Below are 20103 nucleotides of genomic sequence, written 5' to 3'. Positions count from 1 at the left end.
ATATGTCAATATTCAATCAGCAATTAAATTTTAATCCCGCTAAGGCTTCCGCCTTTTGCAAACAACCGGTCAATATTCTTGTCCACGTCGGCATCCTGTACAAGCGGCGGGGCTTGGTGCGGTTTGGAGCGCGCGTCAATAATGACGTTGTCGCAGCCCCAATGCTTGTTGTCATAGTAGCTGTTGACGCCATAAATATCATGGGACGGGTTGCTTCGCGTAAAAGTCACCCAAAGGAAGTTTCTCAGATCGGCGCTTACGATAGAACTGTCATCACATAGGATGATCATCGGACAAGCAGGTAGCGCTCCCTGCTCGGATACCGCCTTCGTCAATGCCTCCAGCTGTTTCTGGGCCTCGGGGTAACTCCCGAATTGCGGGCCTTGAATCGCCACAACTCCCGGCATAATAAGCCGGGGATTTTCAAAGCCCCTGACCCGTTTCAGCGAATCCGGCACTTCCCTGCACAGTTCCCGCTTCTTGTCTCCGTAAGCCGCAAATACCACTTTGCTGCCGCTATTCAGGCCGGTTCCGGAATAGTCGAGCGTGTCGATCGTTGTCTGGGTCTGGAAATGAATGTCCCGATGCAAATCGATTCGCTCCAGGATGTAGGTCAGAAACTCCACTTCCCGGTGGGTGTCGAGCGGCATCCCGTCTTCGGCGGTAATAAACAAATACTTCGCCAGGCTCAACTGGCCGGTACCCAGAATCCGGTTGGCGATCGTAAGCAGTTCGGCCGGACGTTTAATATTTTGATAAGGCGTGTACCGCTCGCTTCCTATGGCAAACAGCAGCGGATGGACCCCCGCCGCATCCACGGCGTGTACTTCTTTGACGCCCGGGATTTCCTGACGTACCGCATCTCCGGTCAACTCGTGGATCAACTCGCCGAAAGCGGTATCCTCCTGCGGCGGACGGCCGACTACGGTGAACGGCCAAATCGCGTTGGTTCTGGCGTATACTTTATGCACCTTCATCACCGGAAACGGATGGACCAGGCTATAATACCCCAAGTGATCGCCGAACGGTCCCTCCGGCTTGGTTTCGCCGGGGTGGATCTCGCCGGTGATCACGAAATCGGCCTCATTGCTGATGCAATAGCCGTCCACGTAGCTGTAGCGGAATCGGCGCCCGCTTAACATCCCAGCTACCGTAAGCTCGCTTAGCCCTTCCGGCAATGGCATGACGGCCGATAGCGTGTGTGCGGGAGGGCCTCCGACGAAAATGCTCACTTTAAGCGGTTGCCCAAGTTTGTTCGCTTTATCTTGATGGATGCCGATTCCCCGGTGAATTTGGTAGTGAACTCCCACTTCGCGGTCCGGCTCGTACGAGTTCCCGCTAAGCTGGACCCGGTACATCCCCAAATTCGAATTCATGATCCCCGGTTTGGAGGGATCTTCCGTAAACACCTGTGGCAGGGTTACGAAGGCTCCGCCGTCCATCGGCCAATGATGAATGAGCGGCAGGTCCGAAATCCGGATTTCTTGCGCGGTTACCGGACGGCTTCCCCCCTTCATGGGCAAGGCTTTAAGTGCCGCCCAACCGGTGCCGATACTTTTAAACGGCGTTTTCAACGCTGCCAGTGGGTTGCTCTTCAGAGCGATAATATTCTGCGTATTAGTCCAGGTTTTGCGGAAAATGAATTTGCTGCGCTCCAAGGTGCCGAAAAGATTGGAAACGGCCCGGAACTTTGTGCCTTTAACGCGCTCAAACAACAAGGCGGGTCCGCCTGCCTCATAAACCCGCAGGTGGATTGCCGCCATCTCAAGGTAAGGGTCCACTTCCTCGCGAACCCGAATTAAATGTCCATGCTTCTCCAAATCCAAGATACACTCTTCCATATTGCGATACATAACGGGATTACTCCATTCTAGTCGATGTTACTATCAGCATAATCGAGAATCCCGCAAGGTTCAACCGCCGTTTACTAGTTTCGGCTGTCTTCCCGTTCGATCAGACGGAGGATGATTTTGATTTTTTCGAAATGCATGCCTTCATGGTACAAACAAAAGCTCAAGAACTCATTCACCTTGGATAAATGAAGACCTTTGGAAGTCGTGTAAGGCTGTTTAACTTCTTCTTGGAGCCGAGCGGACAACGCGGATTCGATCCGCGTCATTTGCCCGCCCAGCAAACCGAGGATTTCCGCAAGCGCGAATCCCCCGTCAGCTCCATGTTCTGGACGAGTGCCGGAGGCGTATAACTCCCCGAAGCCAGGCGGAAGATGCATCCCCTCCCCATTGAAATGGAAGGCGAATTTCTCCTGTACAAAGTAAATATGGCCAAGGTTCCATTTAATATGGTTGCCAAAACCGTCCAGGAGAATCTCCGATTTCCGTTCATCCACCGTACTCGCCAGCTGGAGCGTATTGTTCCGCACAAAATTCAACTGGCTAAAAATATAATCACTCATAGGTAGAGTCCCTCATCTCAAGAAATATAACGCGCTGAAAGACAAAATTCTGTCTATAATAAGTTGAATTAAATAAAATTGTCGTTAGGCAAGGATGTGACAGGGTTTCGGAAAAAGCGTTGCCAACATCCACAAATGTGGATATAAGGTCCCGCCGTCGGAGTCTACACCATTAACGGGAAAATATCCTGTTAATGTACCCCTCTTGGCCCCCTCGATCGGATTTAGCAGGAAAAACTCCATCTATTTCGCGGCCCTATTGCCGAAATACACAATTTCAGGCGAATTAACGGGAGGTTTTCCAGTTAATTCGCCTCTGCAGACGCATATGTGCCAAATTAACGGGAAGAAATCCCTTTAATTCAAACCAAACATTTAGTTCCACATCCAAGAGTGTAAAGAACGCTCTACACCGCTGTCTAATGTGCAAATCAATAGTTCAACCTAAATAGTCCCTGTTTAATTTATCGTATATCAATAATTCATGACATTAACAATACATGATGTTAATAATAAACTACTGCTCAAGGTTGCTCGGATCCATATACAAAACTTCCCAAAGATGCCCGTCCAAATCCTGAAAACTCCAGCCATACATAAAACCGTGGTCCTGCGGGTCGTTATATTTGGAAGCACCTGCCGCCATGGCGCGGTTGACGATATCGTCCACTTGCTCCTTGCTGGCTGCGGAGAAGGCCAGAATCATCTGGGCCTGAGTTGTCGTATCGGGAATTTCTTTGTTTGTGAACCCTTTAAAATGTTCTTCCGTCTGCAGCATGGCGAAAATATGCTCGCTTATGACCAGACAAGCAGCATTCTCATTCGTAAACTGCGCATTGAATTCAAAGCCGATCTCCTTATAAAAGGCCATGCTTTTGTTCAGGTCTCTCACCGGTAGATTAATAAATACCTGATTTAATTGAAGCGCCATACGATTACCACCTTTATCCTTAATTTTGTGTGGACAAATTCTGCGATCTTGCCATGCTGTTCTCCTCACACATTTTCACAGAACAGAGGTTCGCCTTCATTCTAGCATAGAGTTCAAAATTATGGAATTCAAAAATTAAGCTAAAGGTTTCCTTCCGTGGCTGCTCCGGTACCGATGTTCCGCCTAATCCCGGATGAACACCCGACCAGACCATCTTTAAAACAGCTGCAATAAAGCAAAAAAAACCGGGCCCGCCTAACGGCGAAACCCGGTCTCTCACTAATGGTCCTGTTGATTATGCCTCATCAAATTCCACGTTATGATACACCTGCTGCACGTCTTCCAGATCTTCCAGCGCATCGATCAGCTTCTCGAATTGAGCGACGGAGTCCTCGGGCAGCGTCACATAGTTCTGGGCCAGCATCGTCAACTCGGCCACCGTGAACTCCGTAATGCCGGCTTGCTTGAACGCTTCCTGCACCTCATGGAACTGATCCGGCTCGGCGTAAACGATCACGTTGTCGTCTTCCTCAAGGATGTCGCGAACTTCCAGATCCGCCTCCATCAGCAGTTCGAACACTTCGTCAATCGATTTGTCCGTGACGCCGATCACCGCGGTGGAATCGAACATATAAGCTACGGAACCGCTGACGCCCATGTTGCCTCCGTTTTTGTTGAACGCGGCGCGTACGGCGGAAGCGGTACGGTTCACGTTATTCGTCAAAGCGTCGACGATGACCATGGAGCCGTTCGGTCCAAAGCCTTCGTAACGCAGTTCTTCATAGGTTTCTTCCCCGCTGCCTTTGGCTTTGTCCAAGGCCCGGTCGATGATGGCTTTGGGTACATTGTAAGTTTTTGCACGTTCCAATACGACCTTCAACGCGCGGTTGGATTCGGGATCCGGCTCGCCTTTTTTGGCCGCAACATAAATTTCTACGCCGAATTTCGCATAGATTCGACTGGTGTTTGCATCCTTAGAAGCTTTCTTCTCTTTGATATTGTTCCACTTACGCCCCATGGGTGTACCTGCTTTCTTTATAAAATTTACGGTATCTATTATAACACCATAACTAGAATAAATTGAAGTCCGTTACCAGGGCAACCGGTTCGCCGTTGTCCCCGATCCCCCAGTAAGAGGCGTAGTGCCCGTCACCATAGCCGGAAGCGAACAGGATGACATTCAGCCCGTTCTCCTCCTTAACAAGCAAGTTGCCCCAATTATCCTCGTTCTCCTCAAGGATAAACTCGATTTTATTATCATAGAAGCTGATAAATTGATCCCCGAGCTCCCGGGCAAGCCGTTCTTCGAGCCGCTCCATTTCCTGAATCGCCCTTGCATCGGCAAAGCAGCCAAGCCCCGCATCGACGGGGAAACCAAAAACGGACCCCGGCTCCAGCGACGAGATATTCTGCCCGGGTCTGACGGCCATTTCCCAACGCACCGGCTTCTCCTCGGACAATCTTAATTCCGCTCCGGCAATTCTTTCTTCCTCCTGGTGCCACCAGAGGATCACCGGGTACACCCCAGGAGAAACGCGTTTGGCGAAAGGCTCGTGATGAGGAATCAGAGGATCGCAGGCTATGATCTCACCGGAAAACACAGTAAGGCTGCCGATGGTTTCGTTTGTGATCGATGCATCGATCACTCTGTTTTGAATCTTATCCAGCAATTCGGACATCCTTTTTCCCCCTTAACCCAACCATAATTTGAACGATAACTTTCTATAAAGCGGCAGCGCGGTTGCTTCGCGTATAATAAAACAATCCGTCCTTTAATTCCTCCGCTTTCGCTTGTTTAGTGTTGAGGCATCTTTGCCGCTTCTTGCATTTGTTCGATCCAACAGCTCCGGACTTCATCGGGGATCGGCTCCCCCATTTTCATATACCGGATCATGAAGAACCCTTCCCGGTTAAGCAGGCTTAACACCAGTTCATGGTTCGTCCCTTGGCTTCCGGGCGTTCGTGTTTCGATAATCGAATGGCTTTCTTCCACCTCTAACGCTTCGCCGAAATCGAGTTCCTGGTCCAAATAGATTGCCGTATGCTCATGGATATCCGAAGCCTCCATCGTCTCAAAGAAATCGACCGAGAACTTTTCCGTCGTCCGGTAGCTGAAAATTTCACGCTCTGGAAAATAGCCAATGAACTCGCTGCCTGCATAGGTATGGTATGTAGCCGGTTTCAGTCCGTCCTTGCGGAAGCGGGAAAGCAGCGGCTGGATTGCTCCGAAATACTGCGCGTTAGCCGGTACTACCGCGGCTTCTCCCGGCAGGATATCCCCGGATCGGTCCAAATACAGAACGCTGTACGGCGTATATTTGGTAATCCAAAAGCCGCGCTTCTCGCGAACTACTTTTACGTAGTAGCTGGTTATGTTGTTCAAAGTGGAGCTCTGCTCGTCTTCAGGATTTTTACAGGTGTAAAGATGTTTTCTGGTATACGTAAAAACGGCCTCCTCCTCCGAGCTATCGATCTTCTCGAAGTGGAGGATTTCCGAGGTGATTTGGTAGATTTGAAAATTCATTTGTAATTGAACATGACGCGTTAATGACATTCCCCGCTGATCCGGATGAAAACTATCATTCAGCTTGAGCTCGTCTTGCTCCATGTAGGCGTCCTCCAAACGGCGAATAAAGCGGAGAAGTTCCTCCTCGGATGCGGGGGATTTCTTTTTGAAAAAGAACATACTTCACCTTCCCGATTAAATACTTTTGCTTAATAAGTAAGTGAGTTTATCACGATTCCGCTTATTGATGTATTGTTTCTCGACCATCATCCCGATCTTTTCCGCCACGCGTCTGGAGGCATGATGGTCCACGGCCATATTGGCGCAGATCCGGGTCATTCCCAATTGCCGAAACCCGTAATCGAGGCAGGCGGCAGCCGCTTCCGTTCCCAGGTTCTTACCCCAATAGTCGGCGGACAAAATATACCCGAGATCGTTCTCCGTCTGCCCGTCCAATTCGGCCCGCATAAATCCGACGTCACCGATGATTCGGCCTGTTTCCTTCAGCACCATGGCCCATCTCCCAAACCCCAAAGTTCGATTGGCTTCAAAGCTTCGCTGCAGCCAGGCTTCTGCCTGTTCCCTTGTAAAAGGGGCCGGCCAGAATTTCATCGTTTCGGCGTCGCCAAGAATCGCGGCCAGTTCCTCCAGGTCCTCCTCCTTGTACCGCCTGATCAACAGCCTGCCCGTTTCCAAGACCATTAAATTCTCTTCCATGAGTCTATTTCCTTTCTTCGGTTAAGTCCCATTCCTTATAAAATTGAACCAGGAACTGCTCCATAAATTGATGCCGCTCTTCCGCCAGCTTCTTGGCGTGCGCGGTATTTAACAGGTCTTTTAACTTCAACAGCTTTTCGTAAAAATGATAGATGGCCGATTTATCGCTCGATCGGTAATCCGTTCCGCTGAAATCCTGTCCGGGCAGATGAATGGGCCTTCCCTTGGCCCCCGAATAGACGAAGGTCCGGGCAATGCCGATCGCCCCGATCGCATCCAGCCGATCCGCGTCTTGAACCACTTTCCCTTCCAATGTATCCATCGGCGGATTCTTTCCTCCGTTAAACGACATGGTCGAGATGATGGACAGCACTTTTTGCTTCACGTCCTCCGCGGCCCCCTGATCGCTCAGCCAACCGCGAACCTTGTCCAACCCCGCTTCTTTCGATTCGTTCAGCTTCTCGTCCGCAATATCGTGAAGCAGCGCGGCCAGCTCGCAGATAAACGGGTCGGCCCCTTCCCGTTCCGCCAGCAGCACGGCGAGTCTTCGGACACGCTCGATGTGCCACCAATCATGTCCGCTCGGCTCGTGTTCCAGCTCTTTTTTTACAAAGACTTCGGCCGCCTGGATGAGATCTCCCTTATCCGTCAGCCTCTTTTCATAGCAAAGACTTGAAGGGCAACCGATATATTCCCCGTACGGCTCAATGGGGACGAACCCGTGCTTCTCATAGAAGCGCACGGCTTCAACCTGATCGGCTCCCGTCTCCAGCTTCATGGACGTAAACGATTCCGCGCGGGCCCGCCGCTCCAATTCCCCCAGAATCAGACCGGCGACGCCTTGATTCCTGCAGGATTCGTCGACAAAAAATCTTTTGATTTCCACGCTCGACTCATCCACTTTTTTTATAGCTCCGCATCCCACCGCTTTCCCTTGAGTATAGGCTACGATGAATTGAATTTCATGAACGTAAGGATCATTGAAATCAACCGTAAACACTTCCTCCGGGGGATAAAGTTTAAACAGATACTCGTCCAATCGGGCGATAAGCGCTTTTAGGTCCGCATGATGGGGCGGAACCTGAATTAGTTCGACTTGAGGCATAATCCTTCTCCTCTCCCGGAATTCGAAATAGAATTCGAAATCTTCATAGATGTTTCAGACGCCAAGTGACCGCCCTCACAAGCCGGATTCACCAGTCAGTTAAAATTTAATTATACATCGTTTATATAGGATGAGAGTGAGGAATGAAAATATGAAATCCAAATATATTCCAAAACAGCACGGCGCCTGGGCTATGCTGATTATACCATTTTTGCTCGGCATGTTCGCCTCCAGGCCGGGTCGGCTACACATCCTGCTGTTTGCCGGTTGGCTGCTCGTGTATCTGTTCACCTTTCCGCTGCTGCAATGGATTCGCACGAGGAAAACAAGCCTTTACGGTAAACCGATGTTGCTGTACGGCGGTTTGTTGATCCCGCTAGCGGCGGCATTGCTCGTTCTTGATCCGGTGCTGTTGTTCTGGATTCCCTTATTTCTCCCCTTGTTTCTGGTTAACGGCTATTTTGCCCGGCGCAACCGGGAACGGGCGTTTCTGAACGATCTCGCGGCGGTGATGCAGTTTAGCCTGATTCTGTTCGTCGCTTACCAAATGGGCGGCGGGAAGGACTGGCGATTCGCAGGGAGCTTGTTTCTGTTAAATATTCTGTATTTTACCGGAACCATTTTTTATGTCAAAACGATTATCCGTGAGAAAAACAACCCGTTGTTCTACAAGCTATCCGTAGGTTATCATATCGCTTCCCTGGTGATTTGCGCGGTGTGTTTCCCCGCCGCGCTGCTGATTCCGATGACCGTTCTGCTGCTGCGGGCCGTATGGCTTCCGAAAACAAAAATAACCGTGAAACGGAGCGGCATGCTGGAAATCGCCTTTTCGCTTCTGTTCACCGTCTGCGCCTTGGTCATCTTGTAGCCGATGATAAATATAAAAGGTCCCTAAAACGCGTTTTCGCGAATTTAGGAACCTTTTTTGCAAAAGAAGCGACATTAGCCTCCGATATAAGACATCCCGATTTTTTTCCGGTTTCTTGCGGTAAATTCGGTCCGCTCATCGGAATAACGGTCGGTCCGCTTCTCCCATACCGCGCGTATGGCTGCCGCCAGGTCCGCGTCGTCTGCGCCTTCGCGCAGGAGTTTCCTCAGGTCAAAGCCTTCGGACGCGAACAAACAAGTAAACAGCTTGCCTTCCGACGATAGCCGGGCTCTCGTGCAGGACGAGCAGAACGATTCGGAAACCGAGGTGATGAAACCAAGCTTCGCGGTACTTCCACTATAACGGTAATACTTGGCCACTTCACCGAAATAGGAAGGCTCGACGGGTTTAAGATCATAAGCCTCGCCCAGCATCCGCAGCATCTCCGCTTTCGGGGTGACCTTCTCAAAACTCCAACCGTTATCGTTGCCGACATCCATATATTCGATCAGGCGCAGCGTGAGGTTGCGATCCTTAAAATACTCGGCCATCGGAATGATTTCCCGATCGTTCATTCCTTTCTGCACGACCATATTTACCTTAATTTCATAGCCTAACTTGCCGGCAAAATCGATATTCTCGAGAATCCGTTCAGGGCGAATGCCCCTCCCGTTCATCGTGCCGAAGATCCCGGGGTCCAGCGCGTCCAGGCTGATATTCAGCCTCCGCAGCCCCGCTTCAAACAACTCCTCGCCATATTGGTGCAGGAGCAGTCCATTGGTCGTCATGGCGATGTCCTCAACGCCATCGACGCCTCGAAGCTGCCGGATCAGCCCGCCAAGCCCGCGCCGGAGCAGGGGTTCTCCGCCGGTCAAACGGATCTTTTTGACTCCGAAGGTCACAAAGATTCTCACCAGCCGTTCGATTTCCTCAAACGAGAGCAGCTCGCTTTTCGGCAGAAACGGGTAATCCTCCCCATATTTCTCAATGGGCATACAGTAGGTACAGCGGAAATTGCAGCGATCCGTCACGGAAATCCGCAAGTCGCGCAGGGGTCTATGAAGTTGATCTTGCAACGGGTTTTCCATGATCCGTCATCCTCCAATCAGCCGCTCTTCCTCCGGCTTTCCGCAAGCTCCGAAAAAGTTCCCACATATCGGATATCTTCTCCGGTCTCATCTTTTATAGCACTTATGTTCAACCATTGTAAATAGACTTCGCCATTTTTCCGGCGATTCCAGATTTCACCCTGCCACATCCCGGTTTGCTTGATGCTCTTCCACATCTTTTGATAAAAATCCGCCTGCTGCCGGTCCGTTCTCAGGATATTCGGCTTCTTCCCGATCGCTTCGTCTTCCTCAAAGCCAGTCAGTGCGGTAAATGCCGGGTTCACCGCCGTGATAATACCCTTCGCATCGGTGACCAAGATCCCTTGATTGGTCTTTTTGAACACTTCCGAGGATAGGCTCAGCTTGTTTTGATATACCATCCAAATCACCAGAATCAGACTCGCCAACGCAATTTGGGACAACAGCATAAATCCGATGGAATATTGACCGGTCATGGAATGAATCGCCGACAACAGCAGCGGCGGGAAGAATCCGCCAAGCCCCCCCATCATGGAAACGATCCCGTTGACGATCCCGGCCTGTTTGTTGAAATATTGCGGGACCAGTTTAAAAATAACACCGTTCCCGGTGCCAGCGCTGACCGCAATGGCCAAGCTTCCGAACGTGTAAAGCGCGATGGTCGGCGAGAAAGCCAAAACAATCGCCGCTCCCGTGAACGCGGCGAACACGCCGATCAGCAAATATAGCGCGTTAAAACGGTCCGCCAACCAGCCTCCGACCGGACGCATAAAGGTGGCGAGCGCGATGAAGCCTGCGGTGCGCATGCCTGCGTCCACTTTGGTCAGGTCAAAATTCGTGACCAGGAAATTCGGCAGGTACACCGTAAAAGCTACGAAAGAGCCGAAAGTGATAAAATACAGCAAGGAGAAGAGCCAGAGCTTTTCGTTCTTGTAAACGCCTTTGATCTGCACGGATAGAGATGTTTTGACTTTCGTTTCCTTCCGGTCGCCGAACAGAAAGTTCAAGGCCGCAAACACAAGCAGCAGTACAAGATAGAACTTAACGGTCGCGGACCAGCCGAAACGGTCGGCCACAAGCGGTGCGGCAAAGGTGCTGACCGCGGTACCCATATTCCCTAGCCCGTAGATCCCGTTGACCAGGCCGTGCCGTTCTTTCGGATAATATTTTGGCAGTGAGGTAACCCCTACCGAGAAAACCGAACCGCCGATACCGAGGAACAGGCCTCCTATAATTAAAGCCGAATAGGAAGTCGCTTCACTAATGAAGTAAACCGGAACCAGCAGCAGGATGAAACTGATCAGAAATACGATTCGCGCCCCGAAAATATTGGTGTAATACCCGACCGGGATGCGCAGGACCGATCCCAACACGACGGGAATCGCCGTGATAATGGCGACTTTGTCCGCCGGAATGGCGATGTCTTCCCTCATATAAGGAAGCAGCGAAGAAATAATGACCCAGACCGCAAAGCCTACTATAAGGTTCAAGGTTTGCAGCGGCAATTGAGCTTTTTTAATCATATCGATCACCTTTCGCTTAAACTGAAATGAAGCCGGATGAATTTCCCCTGCACGTATTGTAGCGCAGAAAAATCGCCTCCTTTAATAGGGAACTCCCCTAATCGGGAGGGTAAAAACCCTATCGGCGAGGTTTTGACACACAAAAGCCCAAAATCATCAAGGGATGATCTTGGGCTTTTATAAGGGAAATGTCCAGTCAAACTTAAAAATCAAGCAATTTCTTCTTCAAAGCGTATTCCACCAGTTCCGGCCTGGTTTTCAAGTTCAATTTGTCCATCAGTTTGGCTTTATGGGCTTCTACGGTTTTTACGGAAATATGGAGCATTTCCGCGATTTCCTTGTTGCCGTATCCCTTGGCTACCAGAGGGAGAATTTCGATTTCCCGCGTGGACAGCACCTGGTAGGGGTTGCTTTCATCCACGCCGTGGTCCTTGTTAATGAACTCCCGGACCAGCGAGGTGGCGAGCTTGGGATGAATGTAGGTCCCCCCTTGATGGACCATACGGATCGCCGTAACGAGCTGCTCATCCGGTGAATTTTTGAGAACATAGCCCCTCGCTCCGTTCTTGAGCACATGGAACAAATATTCTTCATCATCATACATGGTCAAGATGAGGATCTTCGTATCCGGGAAGTCCTCATTGATTTTGCCTGTGGCGATCAAGCCGCTCTCTCCGGGAGGCATGCTCAGATCCATCAGCAGTATGTCCGGCCGATGCTTGGCGACCATCTGATAAGCCTCGATTCCGTCCGCCGCCGTGGCGACAACCTCCATGTCCTCTTGAAAATTGATGATCATTTCAAAACCGCTTCTAACGACCGCGTGGTCATCCGCAATGACGATTCTCATTTCTCTTCCCCCCGACCATAGCTTTTCCCGGGATCTCCCGATGCCGGAGCCGCAGCGGCCTTACCCGTAGGGATCCGCAGATGAACGGCGGTGCCTTTGCCGGGCTCGGAAGTGATCGTTAACTCCCCGTTCACCAGCTCGGTCCGCTCTTTCATCCCGTATAGGCCCAGGCCGGTCCCTTTCGGATCCCGGGCATTGACGTCAAACCCGCAGCCTTCGTCCCGGACGATCAACTCGAGGCCGTCTTCCCGCTCAAACAGCCGCACGGCGATCTCGTCCACATCCGCATATTTTAGCGCGTTCAATACGGATTCCTGGCAGATGCGGTATACGACCGTTTCAATTTCGCTGTTAAACCGGGTTCCGTTCAATTCCGCCGTGAAACGCACGAGAACGCCGTAATTCTTCTCGATCCATTTGAAGTGGGAGCGGAAGGCCGCCTCCAAACCCAAATCATCCAGGGACGCGGGACGGAGTTCGACCGACAGATTGCGGATTTGATCCAGCAAGCGGGTCAAGGAAGCTTCCGTTTGCTGGATCTTCTGCAAGGCTTCGTCCTGCACGTTCAAGTATTTGAGAACCCGGAGATCCACCAGGGAACTGATCAGCTCCTGTGCTACGCTGTCGTGCAGTTCGCGGGAAATCCGCTTGCGCTCGTCCTCCTGGGCTTTAATGATGCTTTTCGTCATCGTATTCCGGTTCAAACTGTCTTGCGTCATGAGCGGGCGGGTCAAATCCCGGAGCATCAGCACCCGGATACCCGACTCTTCCTCAATGGGGAAAAAACTGGCCGAGAACGGCAGCAGCCCTCGCTCCTTCGTCTCCAGAAACAGCTGAAACGAGGCAAAATCACGGGCCGGAGAGGACAGATAGCAGTTGAGGCAGGACATCAGTTCCTCTTCGCTCGTATAGCCGCGGCAGGTAAAACAGAAGGCGTTGTTGCCTCCGGAAGAAAGCCGGCTCAGCAGCTTCGGGTCAAACAAGCGCTCGGCAGCCGGATTTATCGCGATTATATGGTTAGCGGCGTCAAAGAACAGGACGGCTTCCGGGCTGTTGCGGTACAGGTTCCACAGCAGGTCGGATGAAATTCCAGAGGTTTGCGGAGTCATAACACGGACATCTCCTTGACTTCAAAATCACCGAACTCGCCTCGGAGCTGCGCATGTAACATCCGCAGCCCTTCTCTCGTAAAACGACTGTTCTCCCGGTAACCCGCAAGCAGAATGCCCTCCACCCGCTCAAACCGGTACAAGGGAATCGCGGCGACACTGGTTAACCGTTCGGAAATCAGAATCGGATAATTGAACAGGTCGCCCGAATTCAGTTCATCCGCAACATCTTCAACCAGCATCGGTTTCCCCGTTTTATATACGATTCCGGCGATTCCTTTGCCCGACTGAAGCACAATCCGTTTGTACCGGTTGTTCAAATTACCGGAGGCATACTGCCATGTTAAAACGAAACCATCCGCCTCGGACTGGGCGAAAGCCAGCGAAACGAAATCATAGCCCATCTTCTCTCTCAATTGATCGAGGATCGTTTGGTATTGACCGGAACTCTGGTGCATAGCTCTATCTCCCTAACATTATTCCTGTACATTTCTGAACGACTTAGCGACGTACGCTCTGCTGACGATGTTTCCTATAAAGGATATAGCTTCTGCGTACATAATTCAAGGGTACGCTCCAGACATGAACCAGTCGGCTGAACGGCCAGAACGCGAAGATCAGGAAGCCGGCCACCACATGCATCTTGAACGAAAGCGGAACCTCGCTCATCAGAGAGGCGTCCGGTTGGAACAGGAACAGATTGCGGAACCAGACGGAGATCGTCTCCCGGTAATCAAACTCCGGCTGCACATTCGTAGTCACCAAGGTGGAGAACACGCCCATAAATACGATAAACAGCAGCATGACGTTAACGATCAGATCCGAGGTGGTACTGAGCTGACGGATCGTACGTTTGGTTAGGCGGCGCGTGGTCAGGAGCAGCATCCCCGCCAAGGTGATCACTCCGAAAAGTCCGCCGATGTAAACCGCTCCGATATGGTACACATGCTCGTTGACGCCCATGGACTCCATCCATTCCTTAGGAATCCCCAGACCGGCGATATGGCCCATAATGACGGGGAGGATACCGATGTGAAACAGGAGGCTGCCCACCATCAGCTGCTTTTTCTCGATAAACTCACTTGATTTGGCCGTCCAGTGAAACTGATCGTACCGGAATCGAAAAATATGACCCACCACAAAAACCGCGACGCATAAATAAGGAAAGATGACCCAGACGAAATGATCCAGCCAGTTCATGATTCCAGCGCCTCCTTCCGCAAACAGCATTTAAACGTTTCCCTTAACGCCTTCACCAGGAAAAAATAAGGGCTTTCGATCTTCTCCAGCGCGTTCATCAGGGAATACGTGCCGTCCTCCAAAACACTGAGCAGCGTACTTACGCCGAGTTCGGCTTTCTCTTGGCCCACCCATTCCGCGGCATAAAGAAACTCGCACATCAGGGGCAAGTAGTCCGGAAGCTCGCTGTCCGCCATTTCGAGCCCGAACGTCTCATAGATGGCTTTCAGGGCGGATAGCATATTTCCCCGCTCGCGAGAATCTTCGAATTTAAAATAAGTCATGTACAAGGTCGTGCTTCTCTGAAAATCGAATGTTTGCACATAGCTCTCTTCAATCTCTTCCATACTAAGCAGCTCCATTTGTTCCCGGTACGTGTTCAGCAGCTGGGCGACGGGCGGGGGAACGTCCCCGTCCATCGTCAGATTCTGCATGCTGCGTTTCTCGGGATAAGCCAGTTGCCGGGCAAAAAAGCCAAAGGCTTCTTTATAGTCGTTTAACTTGACCAGATCAATCACGCCAGATCCCCCCGTAGAAGTTCTCCTCGTACAGCTCCTTGCCGCTCTTGCTTTCCGTCCGCGGCGATGCCGGTCCGCATCCGTCGCAGTTCATGCCGCCGAACCCTTCCATCCCTTGCGCACGGAAAGGATCCATGTAACCTTCCTTGTGCGATGTCGGAATAACGAATCGGTCCTCGTACTTGGCGATCGCGAGCAGCCGGTACATCTCCTCGATTTGCCGGGCGTTCAAGCCCACGCGGGCCAAACGGTTTTCGTCCAAAGGCTGCTTGGAGAATTCCGCCCGTTTGTAGGAGCGCATCATCGCCATCCGCTGGAGGGCCTCCTTGACGACTTCGGTGTCTCCGGCGGTCAGCATATTGGCCAAATACTGAATCGGCGTTCTCATTTCCTCGATGGCCGGGAAGATCAGGTCCGGATTCTGGATCGAATCCTTGCCTTCGAAATGGCTCATGATCGGGCTGAGCGGCGGCACATACCATACCATCGGCAGCGTCCGGTATTCCGGATGCAGCGGGAACGCCAGCTTGTACTCGATCGCCAATTTGTACACCGGCGAATTTTGCGCCGCTTCGATCCACTCTTCGGCGAGCCCGTCTTTACGCGCTTGCTCGATAACTTTCGGATCGTGCGGGTCCAGGAATAAATCGCACTGCGCCCGGTACAGATCCTTCTCGTCCGGCATGGACGCCGCATCCTGTACGCGGTCGGCGTCATACAGCAGGACGCCGAGGTAGCGAATGCGCCCGGTGCAAGTTTCCGAGCATACCGTCGGCAGTCCGGCTTCGATCCGCGGGAAGCAGAAGGTACACTTTTCCGCCTTGTTGGTCTTCCAGTTGAAATACACCTTTTTGTACGGACATCCCGTCATGCAGTAGCGCCAGCCCCGGCAGGCTTCCTGGTCGACAAGCACGATGCCGTCCTCATCCCGTTTGTACATGGCGCCCGACGGGCACGAAGCCACACAGCTCGGGTTCAGGCAGTGCTCGCATAGACGAGGCAGATACATCATAAACGATTGCTCAAAGTTGAATTTAATCTCTTCTTCGATCTTCTCGATATTGGGATCCTTCGGGCCGGTAATATGGCCTCCGGCGAGATCGTCCTCCCAGTTGGGCCCCCAGTCGAGATCCATCGTCTCCCCGCTCACCGCGGATTTCGGACGGGCCACCGGCTGATGCTTCTTCTCGCCCGAGTTCGTCAATTTGGCATAGTCATAGGTCCAGGGCTCGTAGTAGTCCTTCATTTCCGGCATATCGGGATTGTAAAAGATTTTCCCCAGCGCGATTTTGGACAGTTTGCTGCCGGATTTCAGCTCCAGCTTGCCTTTACGCAGGGTCCATCCTCCCTTGTACTTCTCCTGGTCCTCCCAACGCTTCGGATAGCCGATCCCCGGCTTGGTCTCTACGTTGTTGAACCACATGTACTCCGCACCTTCCCGGTTCGTCCAGGTGCTTTTGCAAGTCACGCTGCAGGTATGGCAGCCGATGCATTTGTCCAGGTTCATCACCATGGCGATTTGCGCTTTAATCTTCAAGCCAGTCGACCTCCTTCATTTTGCGAACGGCCACGTATACGTCCCGCTGGTTGCCGATCGGTCCGTAGTAGTTGAAGCCGTAACTGAGCTGCGCGTAGCCGCCGACGAGCTGCGTCGGCTTGAGATGAATCCGCGTCGGCGCATTGTGGCTGCCGCCCCGCTCGTTCGTGATCGATGAGCCCGGAACGTTGATATGTTTGTCCTGGGCATGATACATGAACATCGTGCCTTTCGGCATCCGGTGGCTCACGACGGCCCGGGCCGTTACGACCCCGTTGCGGTTGTAAACTTCCAACCAGTCGTTATCGCCGATCTGGTGCGCTTCCGCGTCTTCCCGGCTGATCCAGACCGTCGGACCGCCGCGGAACAACGTCAGCATGTGCTGGTTATCTTGATAGGTGCTGTGAATGTTCCATTTGCCGTGCGGCGTCAAATATCTCAGCACCAGCGTATCTTTGCCTCCGGTCACCTGTTTGTCGCGGGGGCCGAACACCATCGGCGGCAAAGTCGGCTTATAAACCGGCAGCGATTCGCCATACTGGATGAAGATCTCGTGATCCAGATAAAAATGCTGGCGTCCCGTCAGCGTGCGGAACGGCACGAGACGTTCGATATTCGTCGTAAACGGCGAATATCTGCGGCCCGATTTGTTGGAGCCGCTGAACACCGGCGTTGGAATTACTTCCCGCGGCTGCGCGGTGATGCCGGCGAACGTAATCTTCTCGGCCGCCCGGTCCGCGGAGATGTCTTTCAGCTGCACGCCCGTGTCCTGCTCGGCGGCTTCCCAGGCCCGCTGCGAAACCCGGCCGTTCGTCGCTGACGAAATATGCAGCACCGCGTTCGCCGCGTGTCTGGCCGTATGCAGCTTCGGCCGGCCGTTTTTGATCGTTTCGTCAAAATACGTGCCGTTGATTTTCTTCAATTCCTCGTACTCTTCCTTCACGGAGAAGGAAACGCCGTGCGCTCCGACCTTGCCGTTCTCCAGGTTTGGTCCGAGGGTGACGTATTTATTGTAAATTTGCGTATAATCGCGCTCGACCACCGTAAAGCCCGGCATCGTTTTGCCGAGGACCGGTTCGACCTCGCCCTTCCTCCAGTCCTTCACCAAGCCGTACGGCTGGGCGATTTCAGCCTGGGAATCGTGTCCCAGCGGAGAAGTGACGATATCCTTGTAAACCCCCGGCAGATGGGTCTTGGCCATCTCCGAGAACGTATAGGCCAGCGCCCGGTAAATATCCCAATCGGATCTCGATTCCCATAACGGGTCGATCGCCGGATTGAACGGATGCACGAACGGATGCATATCCGTCGACGATAAATCGACCTTCTCATACCAGGTAGCCGCCGGAAGGACGACGTCCGCGTACATCGGAGTGGCGGTCATCCGGAAATCCAGTGCGACGAGCAAGTCGAGCTTGCCCTCCACTTCATCACGCCAAACGATTTCCTGCGGCTTCTCCTCTTCGTTCGGCGTGGACAACAGTCCGTTGCTCGTGCCGAGCAGATGCTTCATGAAGAACTCCTGCCCTTTGGCGGAGCTGGAGATCAGGTTCGACCGCCAAACGAACAGCGTGCGCGGGAAGTTCTCCGGCGCATCCGGGTCCTCGACGGCGAACTTCGTTTCGCCCGATACGACCTGCTCATAGGCATGCCGGATAATATCGGCATTATCCGTGAGCCCTTTGGCCGCGGCCTCTTCGGCGAAGGCCAGGCTGCTCTTGTTGAACTGCGGATAGGACGGCAGCCAGCCGAGCCTTGCGGCCAGGACGTTGTAATCCGCGGGATGGGTATAGTCGATCGGCCCGCCGGTCGGTGATTTCAGCGACGCGTTGCTCATCTCTTCGTATTTCCACTGATCCGTGGCGAAATAGAAGAACGATGTCGCGTTCTGCAGCCGAGGCGGCGCCTGCCAGTCCCGGGCGAACGCGATCGAGGACCAGCCTTCGATCGGCCGGCATTTCTCCTGGCCGACATAGTGGGCCCAGCCGCCCCCGTTGACCCCTTGGGACGCGGTCAAAATGACCAGGTTTAAGATCGACCGGTAAATCGTGTCGCTGTTAAACCAGTGATTGATCCCGGCGCCCATGATGATCATGGATCGGCCGCCGGTGTCCAAGGAGTTCTGGGCGAATTCGCGGGCGATCTGCACAACCAGCGACGCCTTGACGCCCGTAATCCGCTCCTGCCATGCCGGTGTATAGTGGGAATCCGCATCTTCATATCCCGCCGCAGCCAGTCTGCAGCCGGGCCGGTTCACGCCGTACTGGCTGAGCATCAGATCGTACACGGTGGCGACCAAGCGGGTCGAGCCGTCGGCCAAGGTAACTTCCTTCACCGGAATCGTACGGTTGAACGTCCCGTTGCCGGCGTGGTCAAAGAACGGGAAGACGATTTCCGTCCATTCCGCCCCGTGCGTCTCAACGGACAAGGCCGGTTCGATCTTCGTGCCGTCCCCGCGCTCCAGGATCAGATTCCACTTCACTTCTTTTTCCCAGCGCTGGCCCATCGTTCCGTTCGGCACCAGAATTTCATCAGCCGCTTCGTCCAAAATGACGGGTTTCCACTCCGCATGCTCCGAGGTATCGCCCAGATCGCTCGCCCGCAGGAAGCGCCCGGCTTTATACTTGTCTTCGTGCGGCTCCAACATAATCAGGAACGGCATATCCGTGTACTGCTTGGCATAGTTCAGGAACATCGGCTCCTGGCGCCGCACATAAAATTCGTCCAGGATGACGTGCGTCATCGCCTGTGCCAACGCGGCATCCGTCCCCGGATGCGGGGCCAGCCAGTTGTCGGCGAATTTGACGTTCTCCGCATGGTCTGGGGCGACGGAGACGACCTTCGTCCCTTTATAACGGACTTCCGTCATAAAGTGGGCATCCGGCGTCCGCGTTAAGGGGACATTCGAGCCCCACATCATCAGGTAGCCGGAGTTGTACCAATCCGACGATTCCGGCACATCGGTCTGCTCGCCCCAAATTTGCGGCGATGCCGGCGGAAGGTCCGCATACCAGTCATAGAAGCTGAGCATCTCTCCGCCAAGCAGGGAAATGAAGCGCGCGCCCGAGGCGTAGCTGATCATCGACATGGCCGGGATCGGCGTAAAGCCGGCGATGCGGTCGGGGCCGTATTTTTTGATGGTATAGATCAATTGCGCGGAGATCAGTTCGGACGCCAAATCCCACGTGACCCGGACATGACCGCCCTTTCCGCGGGCTTGTTTGTACGATTTCGCCGTTTCCGGGTTCTCTACGATACTGGCCCAGGCTTTCACCGGGTCGCCGTGCTTGGCTAAAGCTTCCGTCCACAAACGCAGCAGACGTCCGCGCATATAAGGATATTTCACGCGGAGCGGGCTGTACTCGTACCAGGAGAACGAGGCGCCGCGCGGGCATCCGCGGGGTTCAAATTCCGGCATATCGGGACCGCAGGACGGGTAATCGATCTGCTGGTTTTCCCAGGTGATAATCCCGTTCTTCACAAAAACCTTCCAGCTACAGGATCCGGTGCAGTTCACGCCGTGCGTGGTGCGAACAACCTTGTCGTGCGACCAGCGGCCGCGGTACATGTTCTCCCATTCCCGGCTTTTTTCCTCAAGAATCGACCAATTTCCCGAATAGCTTTCCGTCGGTTTAAAAAATCTCAAGCCTGTTTTTCTTTTCATGTGAAGCGATCACTCCTTCGTCCAGAATGAATCAT

The 20103-nt window shown here is 52.9% G+C and carries 18 protein-coding genes and 1 pseudogene; 1 reads left to right on the top strand and 18 read right to left on the bottom strand.

Annotated elements, in window-relative coordinates; translation table 11 throughout:
* Positions 1-23: 23 nt before the first annotated feature.
* The 9 genes and pseudogenes from FRY98_RS25700 to FRY98_RS29130 form a co-directional block, all read right to left on the bottom strand.
* The gene (locus FRY98_RS25700; protein ID WP_148457575.1) at positions 24-1853 is read right to left on the bottom strand and encodes a UbiD family decarboxylase; all 1830 of its coding nucleotides are present in this window, start codon (positions 1851-1853) and stop codon (positions 24-26) included.
* A 74-nt stretch (positions 1854-1927) separates the two neighbouring features.
* Positions 1928-2413 (bottom strand): DinB family protein, encoded by a 486-nt coding sequence (locus FRY98_RS25695; protein WP_148457574.1) that lies wholly within the window; start codon positions 2411-2413, stop codon positions 1928-1930.
* A gap of 517 nt (positions 2414-2930) precedes the next feature.
* Complete coding sequence (locus FRY98_RS25690) at positions 2931-3344, bottom strand: VOC family protein (RefSeq protein ID WP_148457573.1); 414 nt, start codon at positions 3342-3344, stop codon at positions 2931-2933.
* Positions 3345-3639: 295 nt separating this feature from the next.
* Positions 3640-4362, bottom strand: a complete 723-nt coding sequence (locus tag FRY98_RS25685; RefSeq protein ID WP_148457572.1) for a YebC/PmpR family DNA-binding transcriptional regulator — start codon at positions 4360-4362, stop codon at positions 3640-3642.
* Between the two features lie 52 nt (positions 4363-4414).
* Positions 4415-5023 (bottom strand): DUF4241 domain-containing protein, encoded by a 609-nt coding sequence (locus tag FRY98_RS25680; RefSeq protein WP_148457571.1) that lies wholly within the window; start codon positions 5021-5023, stop codon positions 4415-4417.
* Between the two features lie 116 nt (positions 5024-5139).
* Positions 5140-6030 carry a hypothetical protein gene (locus FRY98_RS25675; RefSeq protein ID WP_148457570.1) on the bottom strand — a complete coding sequence of 297 codons (891 nt, stop codon included), beginning with the start codon at positions 6028-6030 and terminating at the stop codon, positions 5140-5142.
* Between the two features lie 15 nt (positions 6031-6045).
* Entirely contained in the window at positions 6046-6567 is a 522-nt protein-coding gene (locus FRY98_RS25670; RefSeq protein ID WP_148457569.1) for a GNAT family N-acetyltransferase, read from the bottom strand.
* A gap of 4 nt (positions 6568-6571) precedes the next feature.
* The gene (locus tag FRY98_RS25665) at positions 6572-7219 is read right to left on the bottom strand and encodes an HD domain-containing protein (protein WP_249043547.1); all 648 of its coding nucleotides are present in this window, start codon (positions 7217-7219) and stop codon (positions 6572-6574) included.
* 45 nt (positions 7220-7264) lie between these two features.
* Positions 7265-7672: pseudogene (locus tag FRY98_RS29130) on the bottom strand (GNAT family N-acetyltransferase); the annotation flags it as partial.
* Positions 7673-7823: 151 nt separating this feature from the next.
* Between FRY98_RS29130 and FRY98_RS25660 the strand changes: the two are divergent.
* Complete coding sequence (locus FRY98_RS25660) at positions 7824-8540, top strand: YwiC-like family protein (protein WP_249043536.1); 717 nt, start codon at positions 7824-7826, stop codon at positions 8538-8540.
* Between the two features lie 74 nt (positions 8541-8614).
* Here FRY98_RS25660 and moaA read toward each other — a convergent pair whose 3' ends face one another.
* From moaA to FRY98_RS25615, 9 genes are all read right to left on the bottom strand, one after another.
* Entirely contained in the window at positions 8615-9631 is a 1017-nt protein-coding gene (gene moaA, locus FRY98_RS25655; protein WP_148457566.1) for a GTP 3',8-cyclase MoaA, read from the bottom strand.
* Between the two features lie 14 nt (positions 9632-9645).
* Positions 9646-11151, bottom strand: a complete 1506-nt coding sequence (locus tag FRY98_RS25650) for a nitrate/nitrite transporter (RefSeq protein WP_148457565.1) — start codon at positions 11149-11151, stop codon at positions 9646-9648.
* Between the two features lie 202 nt (positions 11152-11353).
* Entirely contained in the window at positions 11354-12001 is a 648-nt protein-coding gene (locus FRY98_RS25645; RefSeq protein WP_148457564.1) for a response regulator transcription factor, read from the bottom strand.
* On the bottom strand, positions 11998-13110 hold the full coding sequence (locus tag FRY98_RS25640) for a sensor histidine kinase (protein WP_148457563.1): 1113 nt from the start codon (positions 13108-13110) through the stop codon (positions 11998-12000). Before FRY98_RS25640 ends, FRY98_RS25645 begins: the two co-directional genes overlap by 4 nt.
* Entirely contained in the window at positions 13107-13568 is a 462-nt protein-coding gene (locus FRY98_RS25635; protein ID WP_148457562.1) for a GAF domain-containing protein, read from the bottom strand. Before FRY98_RS25635 ends, FRY98_RS25640 begins: the two co-directional genes overlap by 4 nt.
* A 43-nt stretch (positions 13569-13611) precedes the next feature.
* Positions 13612-14310 carry a respiratory nitrate reductase subunit gamma gene (narI, locus tag FRY98_RS25630; protein ID WP_148457561.1) on the bottom strand — a complete coding sequence of 233 codons (699 nt, stop codon included), beginning with the start codon at positions 14308-14310 and terminating at the stop codon, positions 13612-13614.
* Entirely contained in the window at positions 14307-14867 is a 561-nt protein-coding gene (gene narJ / locus FRY98_RS25625) for a nitrate reductase molybdenum cofactor assembly chaperone (protein ID WP_148457560.1), read from the bottom strand. The genes narI and narJ overlap by 4 nt, the downstream gene beginning before the upstream one ends.
* Complete coding sequence (gene narH, locus FRY98_RS25620) at positions 14860-16404, bottom strand: nitrate reductase subunit beta (protein ID WP_148457559.1); 1545 nt, start codon at positions 16402-16404, stop codon at positions 14860-14862. Before narH ends, narJ begins: the two co-directional genes overlap by 8 nt.
* Positions 16394-20068 carry a nitrate reductase subunit alpha gene (locus FRY98_RS25615; protein ID WP_148457558.1) on the bottom strand — a complete coding sequence of 1225 codons (3675 nt, stop codon included), beginning with the start codon at positions 20066-20068 and terminating at the stop codon, positions 16394-16396. Before FRY98_RS25615 ends, narH begins: the two co-directional genes overlap by 11 nt.
* Between the last annotated feature and the right edge of the window lie 35 nt (positions 20069-20103).

Origin of the sequence: Paenibacillus faecis (genome assembly GCF_008084145.1) — a bacterium.
Lineage (GTDB): Bacteria > Bacillota > Bacilli > Paenibacillales > Paenibacillaceae > Fontibacillus > Fontibacillus faecis.
Note: the sequence above shows the minus strand (reverse complement) of the source record. Positions and strands in the feature narration are given on the sequence as shown.

Bases quoted from the DNA above. Each gene is read 5' to 3' on its own strand.
- FRY98_RS25700 (WP_148457575.1), bottom strand. From the start codon at position 1,853: ATGTATCGCAATATGGAAGAGTGTATCTTGGATTTGGAGAAGCATGGA.
- FRY98_RS25690 (WP_148457573.1), bottom strand. From the start codon at position 3,344: ATGGCGCTTCAATTAAATCAGGTATTTATTAATCTACCGGTGAGAGAC.
- FRY98_RS25635 (WP_148457562.1), bottom strand. From the start codon at position 13,568: ATGCACCAGAGTTCCGGTCAATACCAAACGATCCTCGATCAATTGAGA.
- FRY98_RS25645 (WP_148457564.1), bottom strand. From the start codon at position 12,001: ATGAGAATCGTCATTGCGGATGACCACGCGGTCGTTAGAAGCGGTTTT.
- FRY98_RS25615 (WP_148457558.1), bottom strand. From the start codon at position 20,068: ATGAAAAGAAAAACAGGCTTGAGATTTTTTAAACCGACGGAAAGCTAT.
- FRY98_RS25640 (WP_148457563.1), bottom strand. From the start codon at position 13,110: ATGACTCCGCAAACCTCTGGAATTTCATCCGACCTGCTGTGGAACCTG.
- FRY98_RS25650 (WP_148457565.1), bottom strand. From the start codon at position 11,151: ATGATTAAAAAAGCTCAATTGCCGCTGCAAACCTTGAACCTTATAGTA.
- FRY98_RS25695 (WP_148457574.1), bottom strand. From the start codon at position 2,413: ATGAGTGATTATATTTTTAGCCAGTTGAATTTTGTGCGGAACAATACG.
- narI (WP_148457561.1), bottom strand. From the start codon at position 14,310: ATGAACTGGCTGGATCATTTCGTCTGGGTCATCTTTCCTTATTTATGC.
- FRY98_RS25685 (WP_148457572.1), bottom strand. From the start codon at position 4,362: ATGGGGCGTAAGTGGAACAATATCAAAGAGAAGAAAGCTTCTAAGGAT.
- FRY98_RS25675 (WP_148457570.1), bottom strand. From the start codon at position 6,030: ATGTTCTTTTTCAAAAAGAAATCCCCCGCATCCGAGGAGGAACTTCTC.
- FRY98_RS25670 (WP_148457569.1), bottom strand. From the start codon at position 6,567: ATGGAAGAGAATTTAATGGTCTTGGAAACGGGCAGGCTGTTGATCAGG.
- FRY98_RS25680 (WP_148457571.1), bottom strand. From the start codon at position 5,023: ATGTCCGAATTGCTGGATAAGATTCAAAACAGAGTGATCGATGCATCG.
- FRY98_RS25660 (WP_249043536.1), top strand. From the start codon at position 7,824: ATGAAATCCAAATATATTCCAAAACAGCACGGCGCCTGGGCTATGCTG.